This is a genomic window from Streptomyces syringium, from assembly GCF_017876625.1.
In the GTDB taxonomy this organism is placed as follows: Bacteria; Actinomycetota; Actinomycetes; order Streptomycetales; family Streptomycetaceae; genus Streptomyces; species Streptomyces syringius.
Genome location: NZ_JAGIOH010000001.1, coordinates 1,541,836 through 1,566,083, shown reverse-complemented (window position 1 = coordinate 1,566,083; position 24,248 = coordinate 1,541,836). Strand labels below are relative to the sequence as shown.

Below are 24,248 nucleotides of genomic sequence, written 5' to 3'. Positions count from 1 at the left end.
CGCGCGACCGAAATTTCCCCGCGCGGGGCACCACCGGCCGCCCGGTCATCAGGATTTCCTGACGACCGCCTTGTTGATCACCACGGTCGCGTTCGGGGCACCGTCGCCGGCGCCCGACTGCTCGCCCGCGGCGGCGATCTTCTTGAGGACCTTCATGCCGTCGGCGCCGATCGTGCCGAAGGGCGTGTACGTCGGCGGCAGCTGGCTGTCCTGGTAGACGAGGAAGAACTGGCTGCCCCCGGAACCGGGCCGGCCGGTGTTGGCCATGGCGACCGTGCCCGCGGGATAGACGTTCCCCTTGAGCCTGGGGTCCTTCAGGTTCTCGTCGGGGATGTTGTAGCCCGGGTTGCCCTGGCCGGTGCCCTTCGGGTCGCCGCACTGCAGGACGTAGATCCCGCCGGTGGTGAGCCGGTGGCACTTGGTGTGGTCGAAGTAGCCCTTCCCGGCCAGGAAGTCGAAGGAGTTGACCGTGTGCGGGGCGTTCTTCGCGTCGAGCTTGATGTCGACGGTGCCGCAGGTCGTCCGCAGATCCATCGCGTACGAGGCCGACTTGTCGATGGCCAGCTCCGGCTCCTTCTTCCACGTCGCCGTCGCGGGAACCCCCGGCTCGGCCTTCGCGCAGGGGTCCGGCTTCTTCGCCGGCGGCGAGTCCGGCGCCGCGGCGTCGGTCTTGTCCTTCTTGTCGTCGCCGGACAGCGCGCCCGTGGCGAACGCGGTGGCCCCGGCGGCCAGGACCACCGCGAGACCCGCGGCGATCACCGCGTTGCGGCGGACCACCTTGCGCCGGGCCGCCTCGCGGCGCTCCTGCTGCCGTTCGAACTTCTCCCGGGCGAGCTGCCGCCGCCGCTGCTCGTTCGTGACCACCGGGCGTCTCCTCGTGTGCCGTCTGTGTGCCGTCTTGTTTGTGTCTGAGCCGCGTGTTGCGCGCGTGCCCGTACCGTATACGGGTTCGCCCCGGCGGGAGTGCCGCCGGTAGGCTCTTCACCAGCCGGGAACCCCCGCCCGGGGGCTCCCGCCGACGCCACCGCCGGCTGACCGCTGGTCGATCATTAAGGACGAATGTGCTCATTGCCGGGTTCCCCGCCGGAGCCTGGGGCACCAATTGCTATCTGGTCGCCCCTGCCGCAGGCGAGGAGTGCGTGATCATCGACCCGGGCCACCAGGCGGCCCAGGGCGTCGAGGACGCACTCAAGAAGCATCGGCTCAAGCCCGTCGCCGTCGTCCTCACCCACGGCCATATCGACCACGTCGCCTCGGTCGTCCCGGTGTGCGGCGCCCATGACGTCCCGGCCTGGATCCACCCCGCCGACCGCTACATGATGAGCGACCCGGAGAAGGCCCTCGGCCGCGCCTTCGGGCAGCAGCTCGTGGGCGAGCTCACCGTGGGCGAGCCGGACGACGTCAAGGAGCTGACCGATGGCGCCCGGCTGGACCTCGCGGGGATGGAGTTCACCGTCGCGCACGCGCCCGGGCATACCAAGGGGTCGGTGACCTTCCGGATGCCCGAGACCGCCGAGATCCCCTCGGTGTTCTTCTCGGGCGACCTGTTGTTCGCCGGCTCCATCGGACGCACCGACCTGCCCGGTGGCGACCACACCGAGATGCTCCAGTCGCTGGCCCGTGTGTGCCTGCCCCTGGACGACTCGACCGTGGTGCTGTCCGGCCACGGCCCCCAGACCAGCATCGGCCGCGAGCGCGCCACCAACCCGTACCTGCGGGAACTGCAGGCCACAGCCGGCGACGCGCGACGCGGCTTCGGAGGCGGCGCTACCGCCCCTCCGCGACGAGGAATGTGACGATTTTTCCGTGAGCACCTTCAAGGCCCCCAAGGGCACCTACGATCTGACCCCGCCGGACTCCGCGGTCTACCTCGCCGTGCGCGAGGCCATCGCCGCGCCGCTCAAGCGCTCGGGGTACGGCTACATCGAGACCCCCGGCTTCGAGCAGGTCGAGCTGTTCTCCCGCGGCGTCGGCGAGTCCACCGACATCGTGACCAAGGAGATGTACACCCTCACCACGCGCGGCGGCGACGAGCTCGCGCTGCGCCCCGAGGGCACCGCCTCCGTGCTGCGCGCGGCACTGGAGGCCAATCTGCACAAGGCAGGCAACCTGCCCGTCAAGCTCTGGTACTCCGGCTCCTACTACCGCTACGAGCGCCCGCAGGCCGGCCGCTACCGTCACTTCTCGCAGGTCGGCGCGGAGGCCATCGGCGCGGAGGACCCGGCGCTGGACGCCGAGCTGATCATCCTGGCCGTCGACGCCTACAAGTCGCTCGGTCTGCAGAACTTCCGGCTGCTGCTGAACTCGCTCGGTGACAAGGAGTGCCGCCCCGCCTACCGCGAGGCCCTCCAGGAGTTCCTGCGCGGCCTCGACCTCGACGAGGACACCCGCCGCCGGATCGAGATCAACCCGCTCCGCGTCCTCGACGACAAGCGCGAGGCCGTCCAGAAGCAGCTGGTCGGCGCGCCCATGCTCCGCGACCACCTGTGCGAGGCCTGCAAGGCCTACCACGAGGAGGTGCGCGCGCTGCTGACCGCCGCGGGCGTCGCCTTCGAGGACGACGAGAAGCTCGTGCGCGGCCTGGACTACTACACCCGCACCACCTTCGAGTTCGTCCACGGCGGTCTCGGCTCGCAGTCCGCGGTCGGCGGCGGCGGCCGCTACGACGGCCTGTCCGAGATGATCGGCGGCCCCGCACTGCCGTCCGTCGGCTGGGCGCTGGGCGTGGACCGTACGGTGCTCGCGCTGGCGTCCGAGGGCATCGAGCTCGAACTGCCCTCCCCGACCGAGGTCTTCGCCGTGCCGCTCGGCGAGGAGGCGCGGCGGGTGCTGTTCGGTCTCGTGACCGAGCTGCGCCGGGCGGGCGTCGCCACCGACTTCGCCTTCGGCGGCAAGGGCCTGAAGAACGCGATGAAGTCCGCGAACCGCTCCGGCGCCCGCTTCGCGCTCGTCGCGGGCGAGCGGGACCTGGCCGAGGGCGTGGTCCAGCTCAAGGACCTGCAGAGCGGTGAGCAGAAGGCCGTCGCGCTCGACGCCGTCGTGAGTGAACTGCGGGCCGCGCAGGGCTGATTACAAGGGCGTTGGTGCAGAATGGGCGGCAACGACCGACTGATGGGATCAACGGCGCTATGACCACTTCGGCTCTTGACCGCTCCGACCTCGACGGCGACGAGCGGGACGGCCCCGCCCCGGGCCCGGTGGGCGGCGGGCGCGGCTTCGCCCTGCTCCTGGTGATCACCGGTGCGCTGGGGCTGCTCGCGGCCTGGGTCATCACGCTCGACAAGAACAAGATCCTCGAGGCCAAGGCCGAGGGGAAGACGTTCACCCCCGGGTGCAGCCTCAACCCCATCGTCTCCTGCGGCAACATCATGGAGAGCGACCAGGCCGCGGCGTTCGGCTTCCCGAACCCGATGCTGGGCCTGGTCGCCTACGGCGCGATCATCGCGATCGGGCTGGCCCTCCTCGCCGGCGCCCGCTACCGCCGCTGGTACTGGCTGGGTATGGAGGCCGGCACGCTCTTCGGCGTCGCCTTCTGCACCTGGCTCCAGTACCAGTCGCTGTACGTGATCGGCTCGCTGTGCCTGTGGTGCTGCCTCGCCTGGGTCGCGACCATCGTCATGTTCTGGTACGTGACCGTGCAGAACCTCCGGCACGGCTTCATCCCCGCCCCGGCGGGGCTCAAGCGCGCGCTGCTGGAGTTCCACTGGGTGGTGCCCGTCCTGTGGGTCGGGATCATCGGGATGCTGATCCTCACCAAGTGGTGGTGGTTCTGGACCGGCGGCACCGCCTAGCCGGCCGGCTTGCGGCTGTGGGCGCCCTGCGGGCGCGTCCTCAATCTCCCCCAGCTACCGCTGGGAGGTGCCCCCAGCGGGCTTGATGTGGCTGAGCTCAGTCACATCAAGCCCGTCCGGCGATTGAGGACACCGCCGCGCGGCGGTGGTGCGGGCGACACGGCCCGCAGCGCGCCCGCTCACATGATCCGCCGGACAGGCAATGTCAGTGGTGTGCCATAGGGTTTCGAGCGTGGAACCCGACCTGTTCACCGCAGCCGCAGAGGACCGCCAGGAGAAAGACCCGGCGAGCAGCCCGCTGGCCGTCCGCATGCGCCCCCGCACCCTCGACGAAGTCGTCGGCCAGGGCCATCTCCTCAAGCAGGGCTCACCGCTGCGCCGACTGGTGGGGGAGGGGAGCGGCGGCCCCGCCGGGCCGTCCTCGGTGATCCTCTGGGGCCCGCCCGGCATCGGCAAGACGACGCTGGCCTATGTCGTCAGCCAGGCGACCAATAAGCGCTTCGTCGAGCTCTCGGCGATCACCGCCGGGGTCAAGGAGGTGCGGGCCGTCATCGACGGTGCCCGCCGCGCCTCGGGCGGGTACGGCAAGGACACCGTCCTCTTCCTCGACGAGATCCACCGCTTCAGCAAGGCGCAGCAGGACTCCCTGCTGCCCGCCGTGGAGAACCGCTGGGTCACCCTCATCGCGGCCACCACGGAGAACCCCTATTTCTCGATCATCTCGCCGCTGCTCTCGCGTTCCCTGCTGCTGACGCTCCAGGCGCTCACCGACGACGATCTGCGCGGTCTGGTGCACCGCGCGCTCACCGACGAGCGCGGGCTCGGCGGCGCGGTCACCCTGCCCGAGGATGCCGAGGGCCATCTGCTGCGGATCGCCGGGGGCGATGCCCGGCGTGCTCTGACGGCCCTGGAGGCGGGGGCCGGGTCGGCCATCGCCAAGGGCGAGAGCGAGATCACCCTGGAGACGCTGGAGGACGCCGTCGACCGGGCGGCGGTGAAGTACGACCGCGCCGGCGACCAGCACTACGACGTGGCCAGCGCGCTCATCAAGTCCATCCGCGGCTCGGACGTGGACGCCACGCTGCACTACCTCGCCCGCATGATCGAGGCGGGGGAGGACCCGAGGTTCATCGCCCGGCGGCTGATGATCTCCGCGAGCGAGGACATCGGCCTGGCCGACCCCACGGCCCTGCAGACCGCGGTCGCCGGTGCCCAGGCCGTCGCGCTGATCGGCTTCCCCGAGGCGCGGATCGTGCTGGGGCAGGTGGCCGTGGCGCTCGCCCTGGCCCCGAAGTCCAACGCGGCGTATCTCGCGATCGACGCGGCCCTCGCGGACGTGCGGGCGGGGCTCGCCGGGCCCGTGCCCCCGCATCTGCGGGACGGGCACTACAAGGGCGCCGAGAAGCTCGGCCACGCGCAGGGCTATCTCTACCCCCACGACCTGCCCGGCGGTATCGCCGCCCAGCAGTACGCACCGGACGCGATCCACGGCAAGCGGTACTACGAGCCGACGCGCTACGGCGCCGAGGCGCGCTACGCGGACGTGGTGGAGCGGGTCCGGGCCCGGCTGCGCGGCGAGCAGCCACCGGCCGCGGAGCAGTAGCCGGGCTGCCGGGGCGGGGTTCCCCCGTCCGGGTGATCCCCGGCGCTCACTCCGCCGCGGCCTCGAAGAGGGTGTGCATCGCCCGGCGCAGTTCGGCGATGTCGCGGACCGGCTCGGGGAATTCGAAGCGGGCGTCGAAGGACCGGTCCGCCGCGCTGCCGCCGCCCTGCGCCCGGGTGAAGCGCACCCGCAGACCGAAGCGGTCCAGGGCCACCGGCACGGCGGCGGCACCGGTCTCCCGCGCGGCGCGGCCGCAGGTGTCCTCGGCCCCGGTATCCCCGTCGCGTTCGCCGAGCAGGCCCCACAGCCCCCGCACCTGGTCGCCGTGGGCGGAGTGCAGGTGCTGCAGGAGTTCCACCTCGTGCTCCACGAGCGGATCGGCCGAGGAGCGGGCGAAGTCTTCCGGCTCGACGCCCGAGGCGCCCCACAGGTCGTCGACGCACACCTCGCCGACCTCCAGCCGCAGCAGCATCCGGCCGGGCTCGGTCACCCCGGGGCAGGAGGTGAGCCAGCCGGAGATCCACGCCCGGCCGCGGATACGGTTGGGTACGGAGACCGGCGCGACGTCGGTGAGCTCCAGCACTGCGGCCAGCTCGTCGTCCTGCGCGTGGGTGGCTGCGCGTACGGCCGGTGAGTCGGCGGGGAAGACCAGGAACAGCTCCCCGTCAGGGCCGACGCTGCGCGCCTCGGGCATCAGCTGGTCCGCGCGGGCCCCTTCGAGGCCGGGAATCAGCACTACCGCGGAGCATGTACTCTGTACGAGAGTTCGTGTGCGCTCGGCTGCTGACGGCATCCGTGCGATTTCAAGCCCGCTGGGACGCGGCTGACCATGATCTGATCGGACCTCCGTCGTATCGATGCCCTGCGCGGCGTCGACGCTGTCTGTGCTGTCCGTGTGCGTGGTTTTCCCCGGGCGAGACATGCGATCTCCTTAAGTAAGGTGAGCCTAACCTAACCTACAACGGAGGTCTGGAGAACGTGCCTAACCAGTCGCGTCCCAAGGTCAAGAAGTCTCGTGCGCTCGGCATCGCGCTGACGCCGAAGGCCGTCAAGTACTTCGAGGCCCGCCCCTACCCGCCGGGCGAGCACGGCCGTGGCCGCAAGCAGAACTCGGACTACAAGGTCCGTCTGCTCGAGAAGCAGCGTCTGCGCGCCCAGTACGACATCAGCGAGCGCCAGATGGCCCGCGCCTACGACCGCGCCAAGAAGGCCGAAGGCAAGACGGGCGAGGCCCTGGTCATCGAGCTCGAGCGCCGCCTCGACGCGCTGGTCCTGCGTTCGGGCATCGCCCGCACCATTTACCAGGCCCGCCAGATGGTCGTCCACGGCCACATCGAGGTCAACGGTGGCAAGGTCGACAAGCCGTCCTTCCGCGTCCGTCCCGACGACGTCGTGATGGTCCGCGAGCGCAGCCGCGCCAAGCACCCCTTCCAGGTCGCCATGGCCGGTGGCTACGACACCGACGGTGAGACCCCGCGCTACCTGCAGGTCAACCTGCCGGCGCTGGCCTTCCGCCTGGACCGTGAGCCGAACCGCAAGGAGATCCCCGTGATCTGCGACGAGCAGCTCGTCGTCGAGTACTACGCCCGCTGATCCGGACGTCTCACTCACCTTTCGCTCAGCCCGCTTCTTCCCCGGCCCCCGCGGCCGGGGAAGAAGCGGGCTGGTGCGTTTCCGGGGCCGGATGCCGTCGTGGGCCCGGCACCGCGGCCGCCCGCCCCCGGTGCGCGCCCCGCAGCGCCCGCGCCACCGCCGCGTCCAGATCGAGCCGCGCGCCCTCGCGCAGGTACTCCTCGTACCGCTCCGCGCCCAGCCGCTCCCGGGCGCCCCGTTCGCACAGCACGTGCGGCGCGTTGAAGAACCGCGAGCCGAACAGCGGCAGCCCCACCGAGCGCCACAACCGCCCCGCGGCCCCCTGGAGCACCGCCGCCTCCACCGCGGCTTCCTCCGCGGCTTCATCCGTCGCGCTCTTCGCGCCGGCGTCACCCGCCCGCGCGGCGCGCTCTGCCCCCTCCTCCCCTTCTGCCCCCTCCTCCCCTTCTTCCAGTGCCACCAGGGCCAGCAGCTCGAGTGCCAGGACCGCGCCCACCAGATCGTGGAAGGCGTGATCGATGGCCAGGCACTCCTCCAGCAGCGCCCGGGCCCGGCCCCGGTCCCCGCCGCCGAAGGCCACGAAGCCCAGGACGTAGAGCGCATACGCCAGCGTCCAGCGCTCGCCGTGGTCCTCGCAGACCTCCCGCACCTCCTCGCAGAGGGCCACCGCACCCGCGAGATCCCCCTGGAAGGCGACGGCCATCGCCAGCTCCACCCGGCCCATCAGCACATTGCTGTTCAGCTCGCCGATCTCGGCATAGCGCGCCAGCGCCGCCCGCAGTACCTCCTCGGCGCGCGGCATGTCGTCCGAGACCAGCGCGAGACAGCCCATGCGGTGCTCGGCGTAGGCCGCCGCCCGCTCGTCAGCCGTGCGCTCCGCTAGCTCCCGGCACTCGCCGAGCGCGCCGACCGCCCGCGCCCGGTCGCCCTGGAGCACCGCGACATGGCCCAGCACCCACAGGGCCTTCGCCCGCGTCTCCGGGTAGCCCGCGGGCGCGCGCAGCGCCCGCTCCAGCCAGTACCGGCCCTCGGCCAGCCGCCCGCACCCCACCCAGCAGAACCACAGGGTCCCCGCCAGGCACTGACCGAGGTGCGCCTCGTCGCCGTCCCCCAGGCTGTGCTCCAGGGCGGTCCGCAGATTCGGCAGCTCGGCCTCGACCCTGGCCGCCACCTCGCCCTGACGCGGCCCGAACCAGTCGAGCTCGCACCACGTGGCCAGGCCCATGTACCAGTCGCGGTGCCGCCGGAGCATCCGCTCGTCGTCCCCCAGGGCCCGCAGCCAGTCCGCGCCGTAGGCCCGCACGGAGTCCAGCAGCCGGTAGCGCGGCCCCAGCGGGCCGTCCTCCCGGACCACCACGGACTGCGCCACCAGCGAGGCCAGCACGTCGAGCAGATCCTCGGCGGGCAGCTCGGGGCCCGAGCAGACGTATTCCGCCGCCTCCAGGTCGAACAGCCCCGCGAAGACCGTCAGCCGCGCCCACAGCAGCCGCTCGGCGGGCGTGCACAGCTCATGGCTCCAGCCGATCGCCGTCCGCAGCGTGCGATGGCGGGGCAGCGCCCCGCGCGAGCCCCCGGTCAGCAGCCGGAACCGGTCGTCCAGCCGGTCCAGCACCTGGTCCGCGGAGAGGGCGTCCAGCCGCCCGGCGGCCAGCTCCAGGGCCAGCGGAATGCCGTCGAGACGCCGGCACAGCTCGGCCGCCGCGACCAGCTCGCCCGCCCCGGCGGGAAAGCCGGGCCGGACCGCCGTGGCCCGGTCCTCGAACAGCGCGACGGCATCGGCCCCGCCCATCGGCGACAGCGGGAAGACCCGCTCGCCCGCGACGCCCAGCGGCCGCCGCGCGGCCACCAGCACGCTCAGCCCCGGCGCCGTGCGCAGCAGCGCGTGCGCGAGCGCAGCGGTCTCCCGGGCGAGGTGCTCGACCCCGTCCAGTACGAGCAGCAGCCGGCGGTCCGCGAGCTGCTCCAGCAGACACGCGCGCGGTGGACGGTCCGTGTGATCGGTGAGCCCGAGGGCCGCGGCGACCGCGTGGTCCAGCAGCGCCGGGTCGCTCAGCGCCGAGAGCCCGGCCAGCCACACCCCGTCGCAGAAGCGATCCTGCACCGCCTGAGCGGCCCGGATCGCCAGCCGTGTCTTGCCCACCCCGCCCACCCCGGTGACCGTCACCAGCCGGGAGTGCCCCAACTGCGCGGTCAGGGCGGCGAGTTCACGGTCACGGCCGATGAAGCGGCTCGGCTCGGCGGGCAGATTGCCCGGCGGCCGGGCCGGTGCGGCGCCCTCGTCGGACGACGGGCCGGGGAACGGGGAGCCGGAGAGCGGTGCCATGGCACACAGAGCGTACTGACGGGTGTGCGGACCGTAAACTCTGCCTGGTGAACCGCCCGATCAGGGCCGTAATGCGGTACGGGCCCCGACGCCCGGCGCGATAAGGTCGGTACCCGACGTTTGACGATCGGCGACGGCCGGCGCCGGCCGGCGGCGAACAGCTCGACAAACCAGCTCGACGACCAGCTAAGGAGCGGTGCAACGTGTCCGGTGGAGAGGTGGCCGGGATCCTCGTGGCCGTCTTCTGGGCGATCCTCGTGTCCTTCATCGCCCTGGTGCTGGTCCGGCTCGCGCAGACGCTGAAGGCGACCACGAAGCTGGTGGCCGAGGTCAGCGAGCAGGCCGTGCCGCTCCTGGCCGACGCCTCCGCGACCGTGCGCTCCGCGAACACCCAGCTCGCCCGCGTCGACTCGATCGCCGCGGACGTCCAGGAGGTCACGGCGAACGCCTCGGCGCTCTCCTCGACCGTCTCCTCCGCCTTCGGCGGACCGCTGGTCAAGGTCGCCGCGTTCGGCTACGGCGTGCGCCGCGCGATCGGCCGCAAGGCGGAGCCCGCGCCGAAGGCCACCGTTTTCGTCGGCAGGACCGCACAGGATCTGCCGTCCGCAAGGCGCGGCAGCCGCCGTACCCGTGGGAAGGGTTGACCCCGGAAATGTTTCGCCGCACGTTCTGGTTCACGACTGGTGTAGCAGCCGGTGTCTGGGCCACCACCAAGGTCAACCGCAAGTTGAGCAAGCTCACCCCGGAGAGCCTGGCCCTGCAGGCCGCGGACCGCGCGGTCATCGCCGGCCGCCGCGTCAAGCTCTTCGCGCTGGACGTCCGCGACGGCATGGCCGATCGCGAGGCGGCGCTCAAGGACGCGCTGGGTCTCGGCCCGGTGGCGGAGCCCGAGCGCCGGGAGCTGCCCGAGCAGCGCCGGCTGGTCGCCCTCGACCAGCGCCACCCCTACAACTCGATCACCCGGAAAGAGGACCACTGATGGAGTCGGCTGAAATCCGCCGCCGCTGGCTGCGCTTCTTCGAGGAGCGCGGGCACACCGTCGTGCCGTCGGCGTCGCTCATCGCGGACGACCCGACCCTGCTACTGGTCCCCGCGGGCATGGTGCCCTTCAAGCCGTACTTCCTCGGCGAGGTCAAGCCGCCCTTCCCGCGCGCCACCAGCGTGCAGAAGTGCGTCCGTACCCCGGACATCGAAGAGGTCGGCAAGACCACCCGGCACGGCACGTTCTTCCAGATGTGCGGCAACTTCTCCTTCGGGGACTACTTCAAGGAAGGCGCCATCAAGTACGCCTGGGAGCTGCTCACCAGCTCCGTGGCGGACGGTGGCTACGGCCTGGAGCCCGAGAAGCTCTGGATCACCGTCTACCTCGAGGACGACGAGGCCGAGCGCATCTGGCGCGACGTCGTCGGCGTCCCCGCCGAGCGGATCCAGCGCCTGGGCAAGAAGGACAACTACTGGTCCATGGGCGTCCCCGGCCCGTGCGGTCCCTGCTCCGAGATCAACTACGACCGCGGCCCCGAGTTCGGCGTCGAGGGCGGCCCGGCCGTCAACGACGAGCGGTACGTGGAGATCTGGAACCTGGTCTTCATGCAGTACGAGCGCGGCGCCGGCGAGGACAAGGAGAACTTCCCGATCCTCGGCGACCTGCCCAGCCAGAACATCGACACCGGTCTCGGCCTCGAGCGCCTGGCGATGATCCTGCAGGGCGTGCAGAACATGTACGAGACCGACACCCTGCGCGTCGTCATGGACAAGGCCACCGAGCTGACCGGTGTCCGCTACGGCGCCGCCCACGGCACCGATGTGTCGCTGCGCGTGGTCGCCGACCACATGCGCACCTCCGTCATGCTCATCGGCGACGGCGTCACCCCCGGCAACGAGGGCCGTGGCTACGTCCTGCGCCGCATCATGCGCCGCGCCGTCCGCAACATGCGCCTGCTCGGCGCCACCGGCCCGGTCGTCGCCGAGCTGGTCGACGTCGTGCTCAAGACGATGGGCGAGCAGTACCCGGAGCTCCTCACCGACCGCAAGCGCATCGAGACCGTCGCCCTCGCCGAGGAGGCCGCGTTCCTCAAGGCCCTCAAGGGCGGCACCAACATCCTCGACTCCGCCGTCACCGAGACCAAGGCCGCCGGCGGCACGGTCCTCGCCGGCGACAAGGCGTTCCTGCTGCACGACACGTGGGGCTTCCCCATCGACCTCACCCTGGAGATGGCCGCCGAGCAGGGGCTGTCCGTGGACGAGGACGGCTTCCGCCGCCTGATGAAGGAGCAGCGGGAGCGGGCCAAGGCCGACGCCAAGGCCAAGAAGACCGGCCACGCCGACGTCTCCGCCTACCGCGCGGTCGCCGACACCGCCGGCTCCACCGTCTTCACCGGCTACACCGACACCGAGGGCGAGTCCACCGTCGTCGGTCTGCTGGTCGACGGCGTGCCGTCGCCGGCCGCCCAGGAGGGTGACGAGGTCGAGGTCGTCCTCGACCGCACCCCCTTCTACGCCGAGGGCGGCGGCCAGCTCGCCGACCAGGGCCGGATCCGGCTCGACACCGGTGCCGTCGTGGAGATCCGCGACGTCCAGCAGCCGGTGCCCGGCGTCAGCGTCCACAAGGGCGTCGTCCAGGTCGGCGAGGTCACGGTCGGCGCGTCCGTGTACGCCCAGATCGATGTGCGCCGCCGCCGGGCCATCGCCCGCGCCCACAGCGCCACCCACCTCACCCACCAGGCGCTGCGCGACGCCCTCGGCCCGACGGCCGCCCAGGCCGGTTCGGAGAACTCGCCCGGCCGCTTCCGCTTCGACTTCGGCTCCCCGGCCGCCGTGCCGGGCACCGTCCTCACGGACGTGGAGCAGCGGATCAACGAGGTCCTCTCCCGTGAGCTCGATGTGCACGCCGAGGTCATGAGCATGGAGGACGCCAAGAAGCAGGGCGCCATCGCCGAGTTCGGCGAGAAGTACGGCGACCGGGTGCGCGTCGTGACCATCGGTGACTTCTCCAAGGAGCTGTGCGGCGGCACGCACGTGCACAACACCGCCCAGCTCGGTCTGGTGAAGCTGCTCGGCGAGTCCTCCATCGGCTCCGGTGTGCGCCGTGTCGAGGCCCTCGTCGGCGTGGACGCCTACAACTTCCTCGCCCGTGAGCACACGGTCGTCTCCCAGCTGACGGACCTGGTCAAGGGCCGTCCGGAGGAGCTGCCGGAGAAGATCTCCGGGATGCTCGCCAAGCTGAAGGACGCCGAGAAGGAGATCGAGCGGTTCCGCGCCGAGAAGGTGCTCCAGGCCGCCGCCGGTCTCGCCGAGGGTGCCAAGGACGTCCGGGGCGTGGCGCTGGCCGTCGGCCGGGTGCCGGACGGCACGGGCGCCGACGACCTGCGCAAGCTCGTCCTCGACGTCCGGGGCCGGATCCAGGGCGGCCGCGCCGCCGTCGTCGCGCTGTTCACCGTGGTCAACGGTCGCCCGCTGACCGTGATCGCCACCAACGAGGCCGCGCGCGAGCGTGGGCTCAAGGCCGGTGACCTGGTGCGTACGGCCGCCAAGACGCTCGGTGGCGGAGGCGGCGGCAAGCCGGACGTCGCCCAGGGCGGCGGCCAGAACGCCGACGCTCTCGACGAGGCCATGGCCGCCGTCGAGCGCCTCGTCGCCGAGGCGGCCTGATCGTGCGACGCGGCAGGCGGATCGCCGTCGACGTCGGGGACGCCCGGATCGGGGTCGCCTCGTGCGACCCCGACGGGGTCCTCGCCACCCCGGTCGAGACCGTCCCCGGACGTGACATCCCGTCAGCCCACAAGCGGCTGGCGGCGATTGTCGAGGAGTACGAACCCGTCGAGGTCGTGGTCGGCCTGCCCCGCTCGCTGAGCGGACGGGAAGGCCCGGCGGCGGCCAAGGTGCGGACCTTCGCCAAGGAGATGGCCCGGCGCATCGCTCCCGTGCCGGTCAGACTGGTCGACGAGCGGATGACGACGGTCACGGCCACGCAGGGTCTGCGGGCCTCCGGGGTCAGCTCCAAGAAGGGCCGCTCCGTCGTCGACCAGGCCGCGGCTGTGATCATTCTGCAGAACGCTCTGGAGATCGAGAAGATCTCCGGTCGTCCTCCGGGTGAATCCGTAGAAGTGGTCATCTGATCGCGATACGGTAACGTTCCGCGCGACATGGCAGCCGTTCGAACGTCTTCCGTACAGGACCGGACGCATCGAACGTGCACTCCACGGAGCGCTCACCGGCTGCCGCTGTGCGGCTCTAGGGGATCGATGACTGAGTATGGCCGGGGCTCCGGCTCCCAACCGTGGCATCCCGAGGACCCTCTGTACGGGGACCAGGGATACAACGGGCAGCAGTATCCGCAGCCTCCGTACGGTCAGCAGTACCCCGAGCAGCAGCAGTACGCGGAGCAGCAGTACGGCTGGGACCCCTCGCAGAGCGCGGGGGGTCAGTACGGCGCGAACCCGGCGGAGCAGTACGGCCGCCAGGACTACTACGGCCCTGACGGCTACCCGCAGCAGCAGGAGCACCACACCGGCCAGCACCAGCAGCCGCATCAGACGGGGCAGCACCAGCAGCCGGAGCAGCACACCGGCCAGCACCAGCAGCCCCATCAGACCGGCCAGCATCAGCAGCCGCACCAGACGGGGCAGCACGAGCAGCCCCATCACACGGGGCAGCACCAGCAGCCGCGTCCCGGCGTGCCGCAGCAGGCGCACGACACCGGGCAGCACGAGCAGTGGCACCCGGAGCCGGGGCCCGAGCCGGAAGAGGAGAAGCACCCCTTCTTCACCGGTGCCGACGACCCCGACGATCCCGACGGCACGGACGACTCCCGCGAGGAGAGCCGTCGCGACCGCCGCGGCAAGGGCAAGTCCAAAGGCAACGCCAAGGGCAAGAACAAGCGCCGCAGCGGCACGGCCTGCCTGCTCGTCGCCGTCGTGCTCGTCGGCGTCGTGGGCGGTGGCGGCTACCTCGCCTACGACTACTGGCAGACCCACTTCGGTGCCGCGCCCGACTACTCGGGCGAGGGCAGCGGCGAGGTCCAGGTCGAGATCCCCAAGGGTTCGACCCTGACCGGGATGGGCCAGGTCCTGGAGAAGGCGGGCGTGGTCAAGAGCGTCGGCGCCTTCACCGCGGCCGCCGGCAAGGGCGTGGCCATCCAGCCGGGCACCTACACCCTCCGCAAGGAGATGTCGGGTTCGGCGGCCGTCGCGATGATGACCCACACCGGAAACTTCCTCACCATCGGTGAGGGACGCCGGGCCGTCCAGATCTATGCCGCGATCGACCAGAAGCTCGGTCTGAAGCAGGGCACGACCAAGGACGTCGCCACCAGCCAGGTGAAGAACCTCGGGCTGCCCGAGTGGGCCAACAGCGACCCCAAGATCAAGGACCCGCTGGAGGGCTTCCTCTACCCGTCGCAGTACAGCGCGGCCAAGGGCACCAAGCCGGAGGCCATCCTCAAGCAGATGGTCGCGCGGGCCAAGGAGAACTACGCCAAGGAAGACCTGGAGGGCAAGGCCAAGGAACTGGGCCTGAAGTCCCCGCTCCAGCTCATCACCGTGGCGAGCATGGTCAACGCGGAGGGCATGACGCACGACGACTTCCGCAAGATGGCGCGCGTCATATACAACCGCCTCAAGCCGACCAACATCGAGACGAACGGCAAGCTGGAATTCGACTCGACGTACAACTACCTGAAGAACCAGAGCAAGCTGGACCTCAGCCCCAAGCAGCTCCGGTCCTTCGACGACCCGTACAACACGTACTTCTACCGGGGTCTGACACCCGGTCCCATCGGCAACCCCGGGGCCGAGGCGCTCAAGGCCGCGATGGACCCCGAGGCCGGTGACTGGTACTACTTCGTCTCCATCGACGGGAAGACGCGGTTCACCAAGAACCTCAAGGAACACCAGAAGCTCGTGGACGAGTTCAACGAAAGCCAGAAGGCGAAGAAGCAGGGATGAGTGACCCGAGGGAGCACCGCCGCCGGGCGGCGGTGCTCGGTTCGCCGATCGCCCACTCGCTCTCCCCGGTCCTGCACCGGGCCGCGTACGCGGACCTGGGCCTGGGGGAGTGGACCTACGACCGCTTCGAGGTCGACGAGGCCGCGCTGCCCGGCTTCCTGGACGGACTCGACGGCACCTGGGCGGGGCTCTCCCTGACCATGCCGCTCAAGCGGGCGGTCATCCCGCTGCTGGACGGCATCAGCGCCACGGCCGAGTCCGTCGGGGCCGTCAACACCGTCGTCCTCACCGGCGACGGCCGCCGCCTGGGCGACAACACCGACATCCCCGGCATCGCGGCGGCGCTGCGCGAGCGCGGCGTCGAGAAGGTGGCCTCCGCCACCGTGCTCGGCGCCGGGGCCACGGCCTCCTCCGCCCTCGCCGCCCTCGCCCGGATCTGCACCGGCGAGGTCACCGCCTACGTCCGCAGCGCCGAGCGCGCCGCCGAGATGCGGCACTGGGGCGAGCGGCTCGGTGTCGACGTCCGCACCGCCGACTGGAGCCGCGCGGCCGAGGGCCTCGGTGCGCCGCTGGTCGTCGCGACCACCCCGGCCGGGGCCACGGACGGCCTCGCGGCCGAGGTCCCGGAGCACCCCGGCACGCTCTTCGACGTGCTCTACGAGCCGTGGCCGACCCCGCTGGCGGCCGCCTGGGCGGACCGCGGCGGCGCGATCCTCGGCGGCCTGGACCTGCTCGTCCACCAGGCGGTGCTGCAGGTCGAGCAGATGACCGGGTGCCCCACCGCCCCGCTGGCCGCTATGCGCGCGGCGGGCGAGGCGGCCCTCGCGGCCCGTACGGCCTGACCCGCGAGGCGGCCCCCGGCCCGTTACCGGAGCCGACGCGACCGGTCCACAACCCGGACCGGCTGCCGGAAGGGGCTCCGGGTCGTGGGAGGATCTGAGGTGGCGGGCCCGGGCCGCGCACGCGCTCCGGACACGTCACCGCATGATCCAGGCGCGAGCAAGAGGAGTCCCGTTGAGCAGGTTGCGCTGGCTGACGGCCGGGGAGTCGCACGGCCCCGCACTCGTGGCGACGCTGGAGGGCCTTCCCGCCGGCGTGCCGATCACCACCGACATGGTGGCGGACCACCTGGCCCGACGGCGCCTCGGCTATGGGCGCGGCGCGCGCATGAAGTTCGAGCGTGACGAGATCACCTTCCTCGGCGGTGTCCGCCACGGCCTGTCCATGGGTTCCCCGATCGCGGTCATGGTGGGCAACACCGAGTGGCCCAAGTGGGAAAAGGTCATGGCGGCCGACCCGGTGGACCCCGACGAGCTCGCCTCGCTGGCCCGCAACGCCCCGCTGACCCGGCCGCGCCCCGGCCACGCCGACCTCGCGGGGATGCAGAAGTACGGTTTCGACGAGGCCCGGCCGGTCCTGGAGCGCGCCTCCGCCCGTGAGACCGCCGCCCGTGTCGCCCTCGGCGCCGTCGCCCGTTCCTTCCTCAAGGAGACGGCCGGCATCGAGATCGTCTCGCACGTGGTGGAGCTGGCGGCGGCCAAGGCCCCGTACGGCGTCCTCCCCAAGCCCTCCGACGTCGAGCGGCTCGACGCCGACCCGGTGCGCTGCCTGGACGCCGACGCGTCGAAGGCGATGGTCGCCGAGATCGACCAGGCCCACAAGGACGGTGACACCCTCGGTGGCGTCGTCGAGGTCCTCGCCTACGGCGTGCCGGTCGGCCTCGGCTCGCACGTCCACTGGGACCGGCGTCTGGACGCCCGCCTGGCCGCCGCTCTGATGGGCATTCAGGCCATCAAGGGCGTCGAGGTCGGCGACGGCTTCGACCTGGCCCGGGTGCCCGGCTCCAAGGCGCACGACGAGATCGTCGCCACCGAGGACGGCATCCGCCGCACCTCCGGCCGCTCCGGCGGCACCGAGGGCGGTCTGACCACCGGTGAGCTGCTGCGCGTCCGGGCGGCGATGAAGCCGATCGCGACCGTGCCGCGCGCGCTGGCCACCGTCGACGTCGTCACCGGCGAGGCGACGCAGGCGCACCACCAGCGCTCCGACGTCTGTGCCGTCCCCGCCGCCGGCATCGTCGCCGAGGCCATGGTGGCGCTCGTCCTGGCGGACGCGGTCGTCGAGAAGTTCGGCGGCGACAGCGTCACCGAGACGCGTCGCAACGTCCGGGGCTACCTCGACAACCTGGCCATCAAGTGACCCCGCCCGGCACACCCGTCGTCGTCCTGGTGGGCCCGCCCGGAGCGGGCAAGTCCACCATCGGTGCCCTGCTCGCCGAGCGGCTGGGCACCGGCTACCGGGACACCGACGCCGACATCGAGCGGACCGCCGGCAAGCCCATCCCGGAGATCTTCATCGACGAGGGCGAGCCGCACTTCCGTGAGCTGGAGCGGCAGGCCGTGGCCGCCGCCGTGGCCGAGCACCCCGGGGTGCTCTCCCTCGGCGGCGGCGCCGTCATGGACCCGGCCACCCGCGCCCTGCTCACGGGCCTGCCCGTGGTCTTCCTCGACGTCGAGCTCGCCGACGCCGTCCACCGGGTGGGCCTGGACGCCCCGCGGCCGCTGCTCGCCGTCAATCCCCGCAAGCGGTGGCGCGAGCTGATGGAAGCGCGCCGCCCGCTCTACACCGAGGTCGCCCGCGCCGTCGTCGGCACCGGCGGCCGCACCCCGGCCCAGGTGGCCGACGCCGTGCTGGAGGCACTCCAGCTGCCCCGGGCCCACACACCGGACATCCCGCAGTGAGGAACGCATGACCGACGCCCCTACCCGAATCCAGGTTGCCGGCAGCGCGGGCACCGCGCCGTACGAGGTCCTGGTCGGCAGCCAGCTGCTGGGCGAGCTGCCCGGCCTGATCGGCACCGCCGCCCAGCGGGTGGCCGTGCTGCACCCCGAGGCGCTCGCCGAGACCGGTGAGGTGCTCCGCGCGGACCTGGCCGCGCAGGGCTACGAGGCCATCGCCATCCAGCTCCCGAACGCCGAGGAGGCCAAGACCGTCGAGGTCGCCGCCTACTGCTGGAAGGCGCTCGGGCAGACCAACTTCACCCGCACCGACGTCATCGTCGGCGTCGGCGGCGGTGCCACCACGGACGTGGCGGGCTTCGTCGCCGCCACCTGGCTGCGCGGGGTGCGCTGGATCGCCGTGCCCACCACCGTGCTGGGCATGGTCGACGCGGCCGTCGGCGGCAAGACCGGCATCAACACCGCCGAGGGCAAGAACCTCGTCGGCGCCTTCCACCCCCCGGCCGGGGTGCTGTGCGACCTCGCCGCGCTGGAGTCGCTGCCGGTCCACGACTACGTCAGCGGCCTCGCCGAGATCATCAAGGCGGGCTTCATCGCCGACCCCGCGATCCTGGACCTCATCGAGGCCGACCCCGAGGCCGCCCGCACGCCGCGGGGTCCGCACACCTCGGAGCTGATCGAGCGCGCGATCAAGGTCAAGGCCGACGTCGTCTCCTCGGACCTGAAGGAATCGGGCCTGCGGGAGATCCTCAACTACGGCCACACCCTCGCCCACGCCATCGAGAAGAACGAGCGCTACAACTGGCGGCACGGCGCGGCCGTCGCCGTCGGCATGGTCTTCGCCGCGGAACTCGGCCGGATCGCCGGCCGCCTGGACGACGCGACGGCCGACCGGCACCGCGCCATCCTCGAATCCGTGGGCCTGCCCGTCACCTACCGTGGCGACCAGTGGCCCAAGCTGGTGGAGACCATGAAGGTCGACAAGAAGTCCCGCGGCGACCGGCTGCGCTTCATCGTCCTGGACGGCCTGGCCAAGCCGACGGTCCTGGAGGCACCGGACCCGGCGATGCTGCTGGCGGCACACGCGGAGATCGCCTCGTGAGCGGGCGCCGGGTGCTGGTACTCAACGGGCCGAACCTCGGCCGGCTGGGCTCCCGCGAGCCCGACGTCTACGGCTCGACCTCGTACAAGGGCCTGGTCGAGGAGTGCACCCGGCTCGGCGGCGAGCTCGGTCTCGCCGTCGAGGTCCGGGAGACCAACGACGAGGGCGAGCTGATCCGCTGGCTGCACGAGGCCGCGGACGGCTCGGTCCCCGTCGTCATCAACCCCGGGGCCTTCACGCACTATTCGTACGCGATGCGTGACGCGGCGGCCCAGCGCACCGCGCCCCTCATCGAGGTGCACATCTCCAACCCGTACACGCGCGAGGAGTTCCGCCACACCTCCGTCATCGCGGCGGTCGCCAGCGGCACGGTCGCCGGGTTCGGCATCGGTTCGTACCGGCTCGCGCTGCGTGCGCTGGCGGAGGAACTGACGGGCTGACGGGGCCGTTCCCCCGGTGGGAGCCGGAGAGCTTACTCTTTCCCCGGTCCCGCCCCTTCCCGACTCCGGTCCTCGAACTCCCCCAGCTACCGCTGGGAGGTGCCCCCAGCGGGCTGAAATTCAGTCCGTCCGGCGTTCGAGGACGCCGCGCGTCAGCGCGGTCCGGGGGCCAGGGGGGACCCCCCGCCAGTCGCCCGTACGAGACGGAGTGCCACCGGATGCAGTACCCCGTGGGGCCGCCAACGCACCCCCCGATGCCGGCAGTGCCGCCGCCCGCGCCCGGGCAGGACGCCGTGGCGCAGACCGCCGCCGTCGCGGTGCTGCTCATCGGCCCGGCGGGCGCGGGCAAGACCACCGTGGCCCGGCACTGGGCCGATACCCGCCGGGTGCCCACGGCCCACATCAGCCTCGACGACGTGCGCGAATGGGTGCGCTCCGGCTTCGCCGACCCGCAGTCCGGGTGGAACGACCACTCCGAGGCCCAGTACCGGCTCGCCCGCCGCACCTGCGGCTTCGCGGCCCGCAATTTCCTGGCCAACGGCATCTCCTGCATCCTCGACGACGCCGTCTTCCCCGACCGGCCCGTCGTGGGCCTCGGCGGCTGGAAGCGGCACGTCGGGCCCGGCCTGCTGCCCGTCGTGCTGCTGCCGGGCCTGGAGGTCGTCCTGGAGCGCAACGCCGAGCGCAGTGGCAACCGCCGCCTCAGTGACGAGGAGGTCGCCCGGATCCACGGCCGCATGGCCGGCTGGTACGGCTCCGGCCTGCCCATCATCGACAACTCCCAGCAGGACGTCACCACCACCGCCCGGCTCCTGGACGACGTGGTCGCCCGCGCACTGGCCGGCCCGCCCGGCTGGTAGGCCCCCGGGACCGCTTCCGGTCCGGCCCTCGGTCGGACGCGCTGGAACGGCCGCCCACGGCGCCTGACCGTACGCTCGGAAGCATGTCCGAGGTCTACGCGGCACGGCGCACGCGGCTGCGCGAGCGGTGCGAGGCGGCCGGCAGCGAGGCCGCCCTCGTCTCCGGGGACGCCAATGTCCGCTATCTGGCAGGCGGGGCCCCCGCCGGCGCCGCGCTGCTGGTCGGCGGGGGCGAGGACGTGCTGCTGTGCGCCGACGATCCGTACGCGGACGGCGCGGCCGGCCGGCCCGCCGAGGATCTGCGGGTCGTGGTGCTGCCGACGCCGGAGGGCGACCCGGCCGTGGCGGGTGCCGAGCGCGCCGCGGCCGCCAAGGTGGGCTCCCTCGCGGTCGAGGAGCACCATCTGACCGTGGCCCGGCACCGCGCGCTGCGCTCCGTCGCGCCCGGGCTGCGGCTGGCGGATCTCGGTACGGCTGTGGAGCAGCAGCGGATCGTCAAGGACGACGAGGAGATCTCCACGCTGCGCATCGCCGCGGAGATCGCCGACCACGCCCTGGGCGAGCTGCTCGAATCGATCCTCGTCGGGCGCACCGAGCGGCACCTCGCGCTGGAACTCGAGCGCCGGCTGATCGATCACGGCGCGCGGGGCCCCGCCTTTCCGACGTCGGTCGGCACCGGGCCGAATTCGGGTCTGGTCGGTCATCCGCCCAGCGACCGCCGGGTGGAGGAAGGAGATTTCCTCAGTGTCTGCCTGGGCGCCGACTACCGCGGCTACCGCAGCGAGGTGGCCCGTACGTTTGTGATCGGCACCTCCCCGGCGGACTGGCAGATCGAGCTGTACGAGCACGTGTTCGCAGCCCAGCGAGCCGGCCGGGAGGCGCTCGCACCGGGCGCCGCGTATCGCGAAGTGGACCGCGCGGCACGGCTGGTGCTGGAGGGCGCGGGGCACGCCGAGCGGCTCGGACCGCGCATCGGCCACGGTGTGGGACTCGAAATCGGCGAGGACCCTCGGCTGGCGCCCTCGGCCATGGGTAAACTGGACGCTTGCGTGCCGGTCACCGTAGATCCGGGGGTTCACCTCCCGGGGCGGGGCGGCGTCCGGATCGATGACACGCTCGTCGTCCGCCCTGAGGCGGACGGCGGACCCGAGCTACTCACCATCACGACCAAGGAGCTGCTCGCGCTTTAGCGCGCATCTCCTGGTTCCACCAGCTTCAGTCCAGGAGATTCCGCAACCGTGGCTTCCACGAACGACCTCAAGAACGGCATGGTGCTCAAGCTCGACGGGGGCCAGCTCTGGTCCGTCGTCGAGTTCCAGCACGTCAAGCCCGGCAAGGGCCCCGCCTTCGTCCGTACCAAGCTCAAGAATGTGCTGTCGGGCAAGGTCGTCGACAAGACCTTCAACGCCGGCGTCAAGGTCGAGACGGCCACCGTCGACAAGCGCGGTATGCAGTTCTCGTACATGGACGGCGAGTACTTCGTGTTCATGGACATGGACACGTACGACCAGCTGCACGTCGACCGCAAGGCCGTCGGTGACGCCGCCAACTTCCTGCTCGAGGGCTTCGAGGCCGTCGTCGCCAAGCACGGCGACGAGGTGCTCTACGTCGAGCTGCCGGCCGCGGTCGAGCTCGTCATCGAGCACACCGACCCGGGCGTCCAGGGCGACCGCTCCACCGGTGGCACCAAGCCCGCCAAGCTGGAGACCGGTTACGAGATCCAGGTCCCGCTCTTCATCACCACGGGTGAGAAGATCAAGGTCGACACTCGCACCGGTGATTACCTCGGTCGGGTGAACAGCTAACCGTGGCCGCCCGTAGCAAGGCCCGTAAGCGCGCCTTCCAGATCCTCTTCGAGGCCGATCAGCGCGGTTCCTCCGTGCAGAACGTGCTCGCGGACTGGGTCCGGCACTCGCGGTCCGACGACCGGCAGCCGCCGGTCAACGAGTACACGATGCAGCTGGTCGAGGGATACGCGCAGCACGTGTCCCGGATCGACGAGCTGATCGCGACCTATGCGGTCGACTGGGACCTGGACCGGATGCCGGTCGCCGACCGGAACATCGTGCGCCTCGGTGCGTACGAGCTGATCTGGGAGGACGAGACCCCGGACGCGGTGGCGATCGACGAGGCGGTGCAGCTCGCCAAGGAGTTCTCCACCGACGACTCGCCCGCTTTCGTCAACGGTCTGCTCGGCCGTTTCAAGGAGCTCAAGCCGGGGCTGCGGCGCGCGGAATAGCCGCCGCGGACCGCACAGCACCCGCACAGCACCCGCACAGCGCAAAAAACCGCCGGGGGCGGTGAGAACCCGAAAGGGTTCCACCGCCCCCGGCGGTACGTTTCTGCTCAGATTTCCGCGGTTTCCGCCACGGTCTGCGCAGAAGACGGCGACCGAACGCTGACGCGTCAGGCGTCTTCGTGCTGCACGGCACGGCGCGCGTCCGCGTCGAGCACGCCCCAGCTGATCAGCTGCTCGGTCAGCACCGAGGGCGACTGGTCATAGATCACCGCGAGGGTGCGCAGGTCGTCCTGGCGGATCGACAGCACCTTGCCGTTGTAATCGCCGCGCTGGCTCTGGATGGTCGCGGCGTAGCGCTGGAGGGGGCCCGCCTTCTCGGCCGGCACGTGGGCCAGCCGCTCCAGGTCCAGAACGAGCTTCGGCGGCGGCTCGGCGGCACCGCCGGGCGTGGTGCCCGGCAGCAGCTCCTGCACCGGCACGCCGTAGAAATCGGCCAGCTCGGCCAGGCGCTGCACGGTCACGGCACGGTCGCCGCGCTCGTACGAACCCACTACCACGGCCTTCCAGCGGCCCTGGGACTTCTCCTCGACGCCATGGAGGGAGAGGCCCTGCTGGGTGCGGATGGCACGGAGCTTGGCCCCGAGCTGTTTGGCGTATTCGCTGGACATAAAGCTCCCCAGACAGCGTATCGATATGCGGCTCCGCCGCGGGCTGGTAACTCACTGTGAGGTTACGCAGCGTAATCTGGCTTCGTCAAGCCGAATGGTCCACACCCTGGCCCGCGTGGGGCGGTGGTGAGTGTTTCGCTGGGGCCCTGGTACCGTGAAACACGTTAATCCGACGTCCTTTAATGTCCGTCCCGTGAGGCGGAGAAGGAGGTCCGTTTCGTATGGACGCAAACCGTGACGTGAAACCGGCGGCGAAGCCCACCGGCTCCGCGCGTCCCGTGCTCGAAGCACCGGACATCGCCCGGGTACTGACCCGCATCGCCCACGAGATCGTCGAGCGCGCCAAGGGCGCCGACGACGTGGTGCTCCTCGGCATCCCCACGCGTGGCGTCTTCCTCGCCCGCCGGCTGGCCGCCAAGCTCGAAGAGATCACCGGCGGCAAGATGCCCGTCGGCTCCCTCGACATCACCATGTACCGCGACGATCTGCGGCTCCGCCCGGCCCGCGCGCTCGCCCGCACCGAGATCCCCGGTGACGGGATCGACGGCCGGCTGGTGATCCTCGTCGACGACGTGCTCTTCTCCGGCCGCACCATCCGCGCCGCGCTCGACGCGCTCGGTGACATCGGCCGCCCGCGCGCGGTCCAGCTCGCGGTCCTCGTGGACCGCGGCCACCGTGAGCTTCCGATCCGCGCCGACTACGTCGGCAAGAACCTCCCCACGTCGCTGCGGGAGACGGTCAAGGTGCAGCTCACCGAGGAGGACGGCCGCGACAGCGTGCTCCTCGGCCTCCGCGAGTCCACCGCGGCCGACGAGCAGTAGCGCCACGCCCCACCGCCCGGGTCTCCGGCACCTCGCCCAGGGCCCGAACGGTCCCGGGGCCGTGCCGCCGCATGCCCGGCAGCCGCTCGCCCAGGCACCCCCATACCTCCTCGACCACGGAGTAACCG

The 24,248-nt window shown here is 71.6% G+C and carries 24 protein-coding genes; 20 read left to right on the top strand and 4 right to left on the bottom strand.

Annotated elements, in window-relative coordinates; translation table 11 throughout:
* Positions 1-48 precede the first annotated feature (48 nt).
* Positions 49-864 (bottom strand): peptidylprolyl isomerase, encoded by an 816-nt coding sequence (locus JO379_RS06840; protein WP_209514345.1) that lies wholly within the window; start codon positions 862-864, stop codon positions 49-51.
* A gap of 197 nt (positions 865-1,061) precedes the next feature.
* Here JO379_RS06840 and JO379_RS06835 point away from each other — a divergent pair, with 197 nt between their 5' ends.
* The 4 genes from JO379_RS06835 (at position 1,062) to JO379_RS06820 (ending at position 5,394) form a co-directional block, all read left to right on the top strand.
* A complete protein-coding gene (locus JO379_RS06835) occupies positions 1,062-1,796 on the top strand; it encodes an MBL fold metallo-hydrolase (protein WP_130876878.1) in 735 nt (244 codons plus the stop codon).
* 10 nt (positions 1,797-1,806) lie between these two features.
* Positions 1,807-3,069 carry a histidine--tRNA ligase gene (gene hisS, locus JO379_RS06830; RefSeq protein ID WP_130876877.1) on the top strand — a complete coding sequence of 421 codons (1,263 nt, stop codon included), beginning with the start codon at positions 1,807-1,809 and terminating at the stop codon, positions 3,067-3,069.
* Between the two features lie 59 nt (positions 3,070-3,128).
* Positions 3,129-3,791, top strand: coding sequence for a vitamin K epoxide reductase family protein (locus tag JO379_RS06825; RefSeq protein WP_130876876.1), 663 nt, complete (start codon positions 3,129-3,131; stop codon positions 3,789-3,791).
* A 232-nt stretch (positions 3,792-4,023) separates the two neighbouring features.
* Positions 4,024-5,394: a replication-associated recombination protein A gene (locus tag JO379_RS06820; protein WP_130876875.1), complete on the top strand. Its 1,371-nt coding sequence runs from the start codon at positions 4,024-4,026 to the stop codon at positions 5,392-5,394.
* 46 nt (positions 5,395-5,440) lie between these two features.
* Here the strand turns inward: JO379_RS06820 and JO379_RS06815 are convergent, their stop codons facing one another.
* A complete protein-coding gene (locus JO379_RS06815) occupies positions 5,441-6,187 on the bottom strand; it encodes a DUF2470 domain-containing protein (protein WP_130876874.1) in 747 nt (248 codons plus the stop codon).
* A 185-nt stretch (positions 6,188-6,372) separates the two neighbouring features.
* Between JO379_RS06815 and rpsD the strand changes: the two genes are divergently transcribed.
* Complete coding sequence (gene rpsD / locus JO379_RS06810) at positions 6,373-6,987, top strand: 30S ribosomal protein S4 (RefSeq protein WP_130876873.1); 615 nt, start codon at positions 6,373-6,375, stop codon at positions 6,985-6,987.
* A 25-nt stretch (positions 6,988-7,012) separates the two neighbouring features.
* On the opposite strand, the gene JO379_RS06805 is transcribed toward rpsD, so the two are convergent.
* Complete coding sequence (locus JO379_RS06805) at positions 7,013-9,310, bottom strand: ATP-binding protein (RefSeq protein ID WP_245381399.1); 2,298 nt, start codon at positions 9,308-9,310, stop codon at positions 7,013-7,015.
* Between the two features lie 203 nt (positions 9,311-9,513).
* Here JO379_RS06805 and JO379_RS06800 point away from each other — a divergent pair, with 203 nt between their 5' ends.
* From JO379_RS06800 to nusB, 14 genes are all read left to right on the top strand, one after another.
* On the top strand, positions 9,514-9,954 hold the full coding sequence (locus tag JO379_RS06800) for a DUF948 domain-containing protein (RefSeq protein ID WP_165451501.1): 441 nt from the start codon (positions 9,514-9,516) through the stop codon (positions 9,952-9,954).
* An 8-nt stretch (positions 9,955-9,962) separates the two neighbouring features.
* Positions 9,963-10,289, top strand: coding sequence for a DUF6167 family protein (locus JO379_RS06795; RefSeq protein WP_130876872.1), 327 nt, complete (start codon positions 9,963-9,965; stop codon positions 10,287-10,289).
* Entirely contained in the window at positions 10,289-12,958 is a 2,670-nt protein-coding gene (gene alaS, locus JO379_RS06790) for an alanine--tRNA ligase (protein ID WP_130876871.1), read from the top strand. Before JO379_RS06795 ends, alaS begins: the two co-directional genes overlap by 1 nt.
* A gap of 2 nt (positions 12,959-12,960) precedes the next feature.
* The gene (gene ruvX, locus JO379_RS06785) at positions 12,961-13,425 is read left to right on the top strand and encodes a Holliday junction resolvase RuvX (protein WP_130876870.1); all 465 of its coding nucleotides are present in this window, start codon (positions 12,961-12,963) and stop codon (positions 13,423-13,425) included.
* 126 nt (positions 13,426-13,551) lie between these two features.
* Complete coding sequence (mltG, locus tag JO379_RS06780; protein ID WP_209514344.1) at positions 13,552-15,252, top strand: endolytic transglycosylase MltG; 1,701 nt, start codon at positions 13,552-13,554, stop codon at positions 15,250-15,252.
* Positions 15,249-16,094 carry a shikimate dehydrogenase gene (locus tag JO379_RS06775; protein ID WP_209514342.1) on the top strand — a complete coding sequence of 282 codons (846 nt, stop codon included), beginning with the start codon at positions 15,249-15,251 and terminating at the stop codon, positions 16,092-16,094. Before mltG ends, JO379_RS06775 begins: the two co-directional genes overlap by 4 nt.
* Before the next feature lie 172 nt (positions 16,095-16,266).
* Positions 16,267-17,451: a chorismate synthase gene (gene aroC, locus JO379_RS06770; protein WP_130876867.1), complete on the top strand. Its 1,185-nt coding sequence runs from the start codon at positions 16,267-16,269 to the stop codon at positions 17,449-17,451.
* A complete protein-coding gene (locus JO379_RS06765; protein ID WP_130876866.1) occupies positions 17,448-17,993 on the top strand; it encodes a shikimate kinase in 546 nt (181 codons plus the stop codon). Before aroC ends, JO379_RS06765 begins: the two co-directional genes overlap by 4 nt.
* Before the next feature lie 7 nt (positions 17,994-18,000).
* On the top strand, positions 18,001-19,092 hold the full coding sequence (aroB, locus tag JO379_RS06760; protein WP_130876865.1) for a 3-dehydroquinate synthase: 1,092 nt from the start codon (positions 18,001-18,003) through the stop codon (positions 19,090-19,092).
* The gene (aroQ, locus tag JO379_RS06755; RefSeq protein WP_209514340.1) at positions 19,089-19,532 is read left to right on the top strand and encodes a type II 3-dehydroquinate dehydratase; all 444 of its coding nucleotides are present in this window, start codon (positions 19,089-19,091) and stop codon (positions 19,530-19,532) included. The genes aroB and aroQ overlap by 4 nt, the downstream gene beginning before the upstream one ends.
* Before the next feature lie 113 nt (positions 19,533-19,645).
* Positions 19,646-20,392, top strand: coding sequence for an AAA family ATPase (locus tag JO379_RS06750; protein ID WP_372449138.1), 747 nt, complete (start codon positions 19,646-19,648; stop codon positions 20,390-20,392).
* Positions 20,393-20,475: 83 nt separating this feature from the next.
* Entirely contained in the window at positions 20,476-21,582 is a 1,107-nt protein-coding gene (locus JO379_RS06745) for an aminopeptidase P family protein (RefSeq protein ID WP_130876863.1), read from the top strand.
* A gap of 48 nt (positions 21,583-21,630) precedes the next feature.
* Entirely contained in the window at positions 21,631-22,197 is a 567-nt protein-coding gene (gene efp / locus JO379_RS06740) for an elongation factor P (protein ID WP_130876862.1), read from the top strand.
* 2 nt (positions 22,198-22,199) lie between these two features.
* Positions 22,200-22,631, top strand: coding sequence for a transcription antitermination factor NusB (gene nusB / locus JO379_RS06735; protein WP_130876861.1), 432 nt, complete (start codon positions 22,200-22,202; stop codon positions 22,629-22,631).
* A 167-nt stretch (positions 22,632-22,798) separates the two neighbouring features.
* Here the strand turns inward: nusB and bldD are convergent, their stop codons facing one another.
* Entirely contained in the window at positions 22,799-23,299 is a 501-nt protein-coding gene (gene bldD / locus JO379_RS06730) for a transcriptional regulator BldD (RefSeq protein WP_004948690.1), read from the bottom strand.
* A gap of 221 nt (positions 23,300-23,520) precedes the next feature.
* Here bldD and pyrR point away from each other — a divergent pair, with 221 nt between their 5' ends.
* Positions 23,521-24,120 carry a bifunctional pyr operon transcriptional regulator/uracil phosphoribosyltransferase PyrR gene (gene pyrR, locus JO379_RS06725; RefSeq protein WP_209514337.1) on the top strand — a complete coding sequence of 200 codons (600 nt, stop codon included), beginning with the start codon at positions 23,521-23,523 and terminating at the stop codon, positions 24,118-24,120.
* Positions 24,121-24,248: the final 128 nt, after the last annotated feature.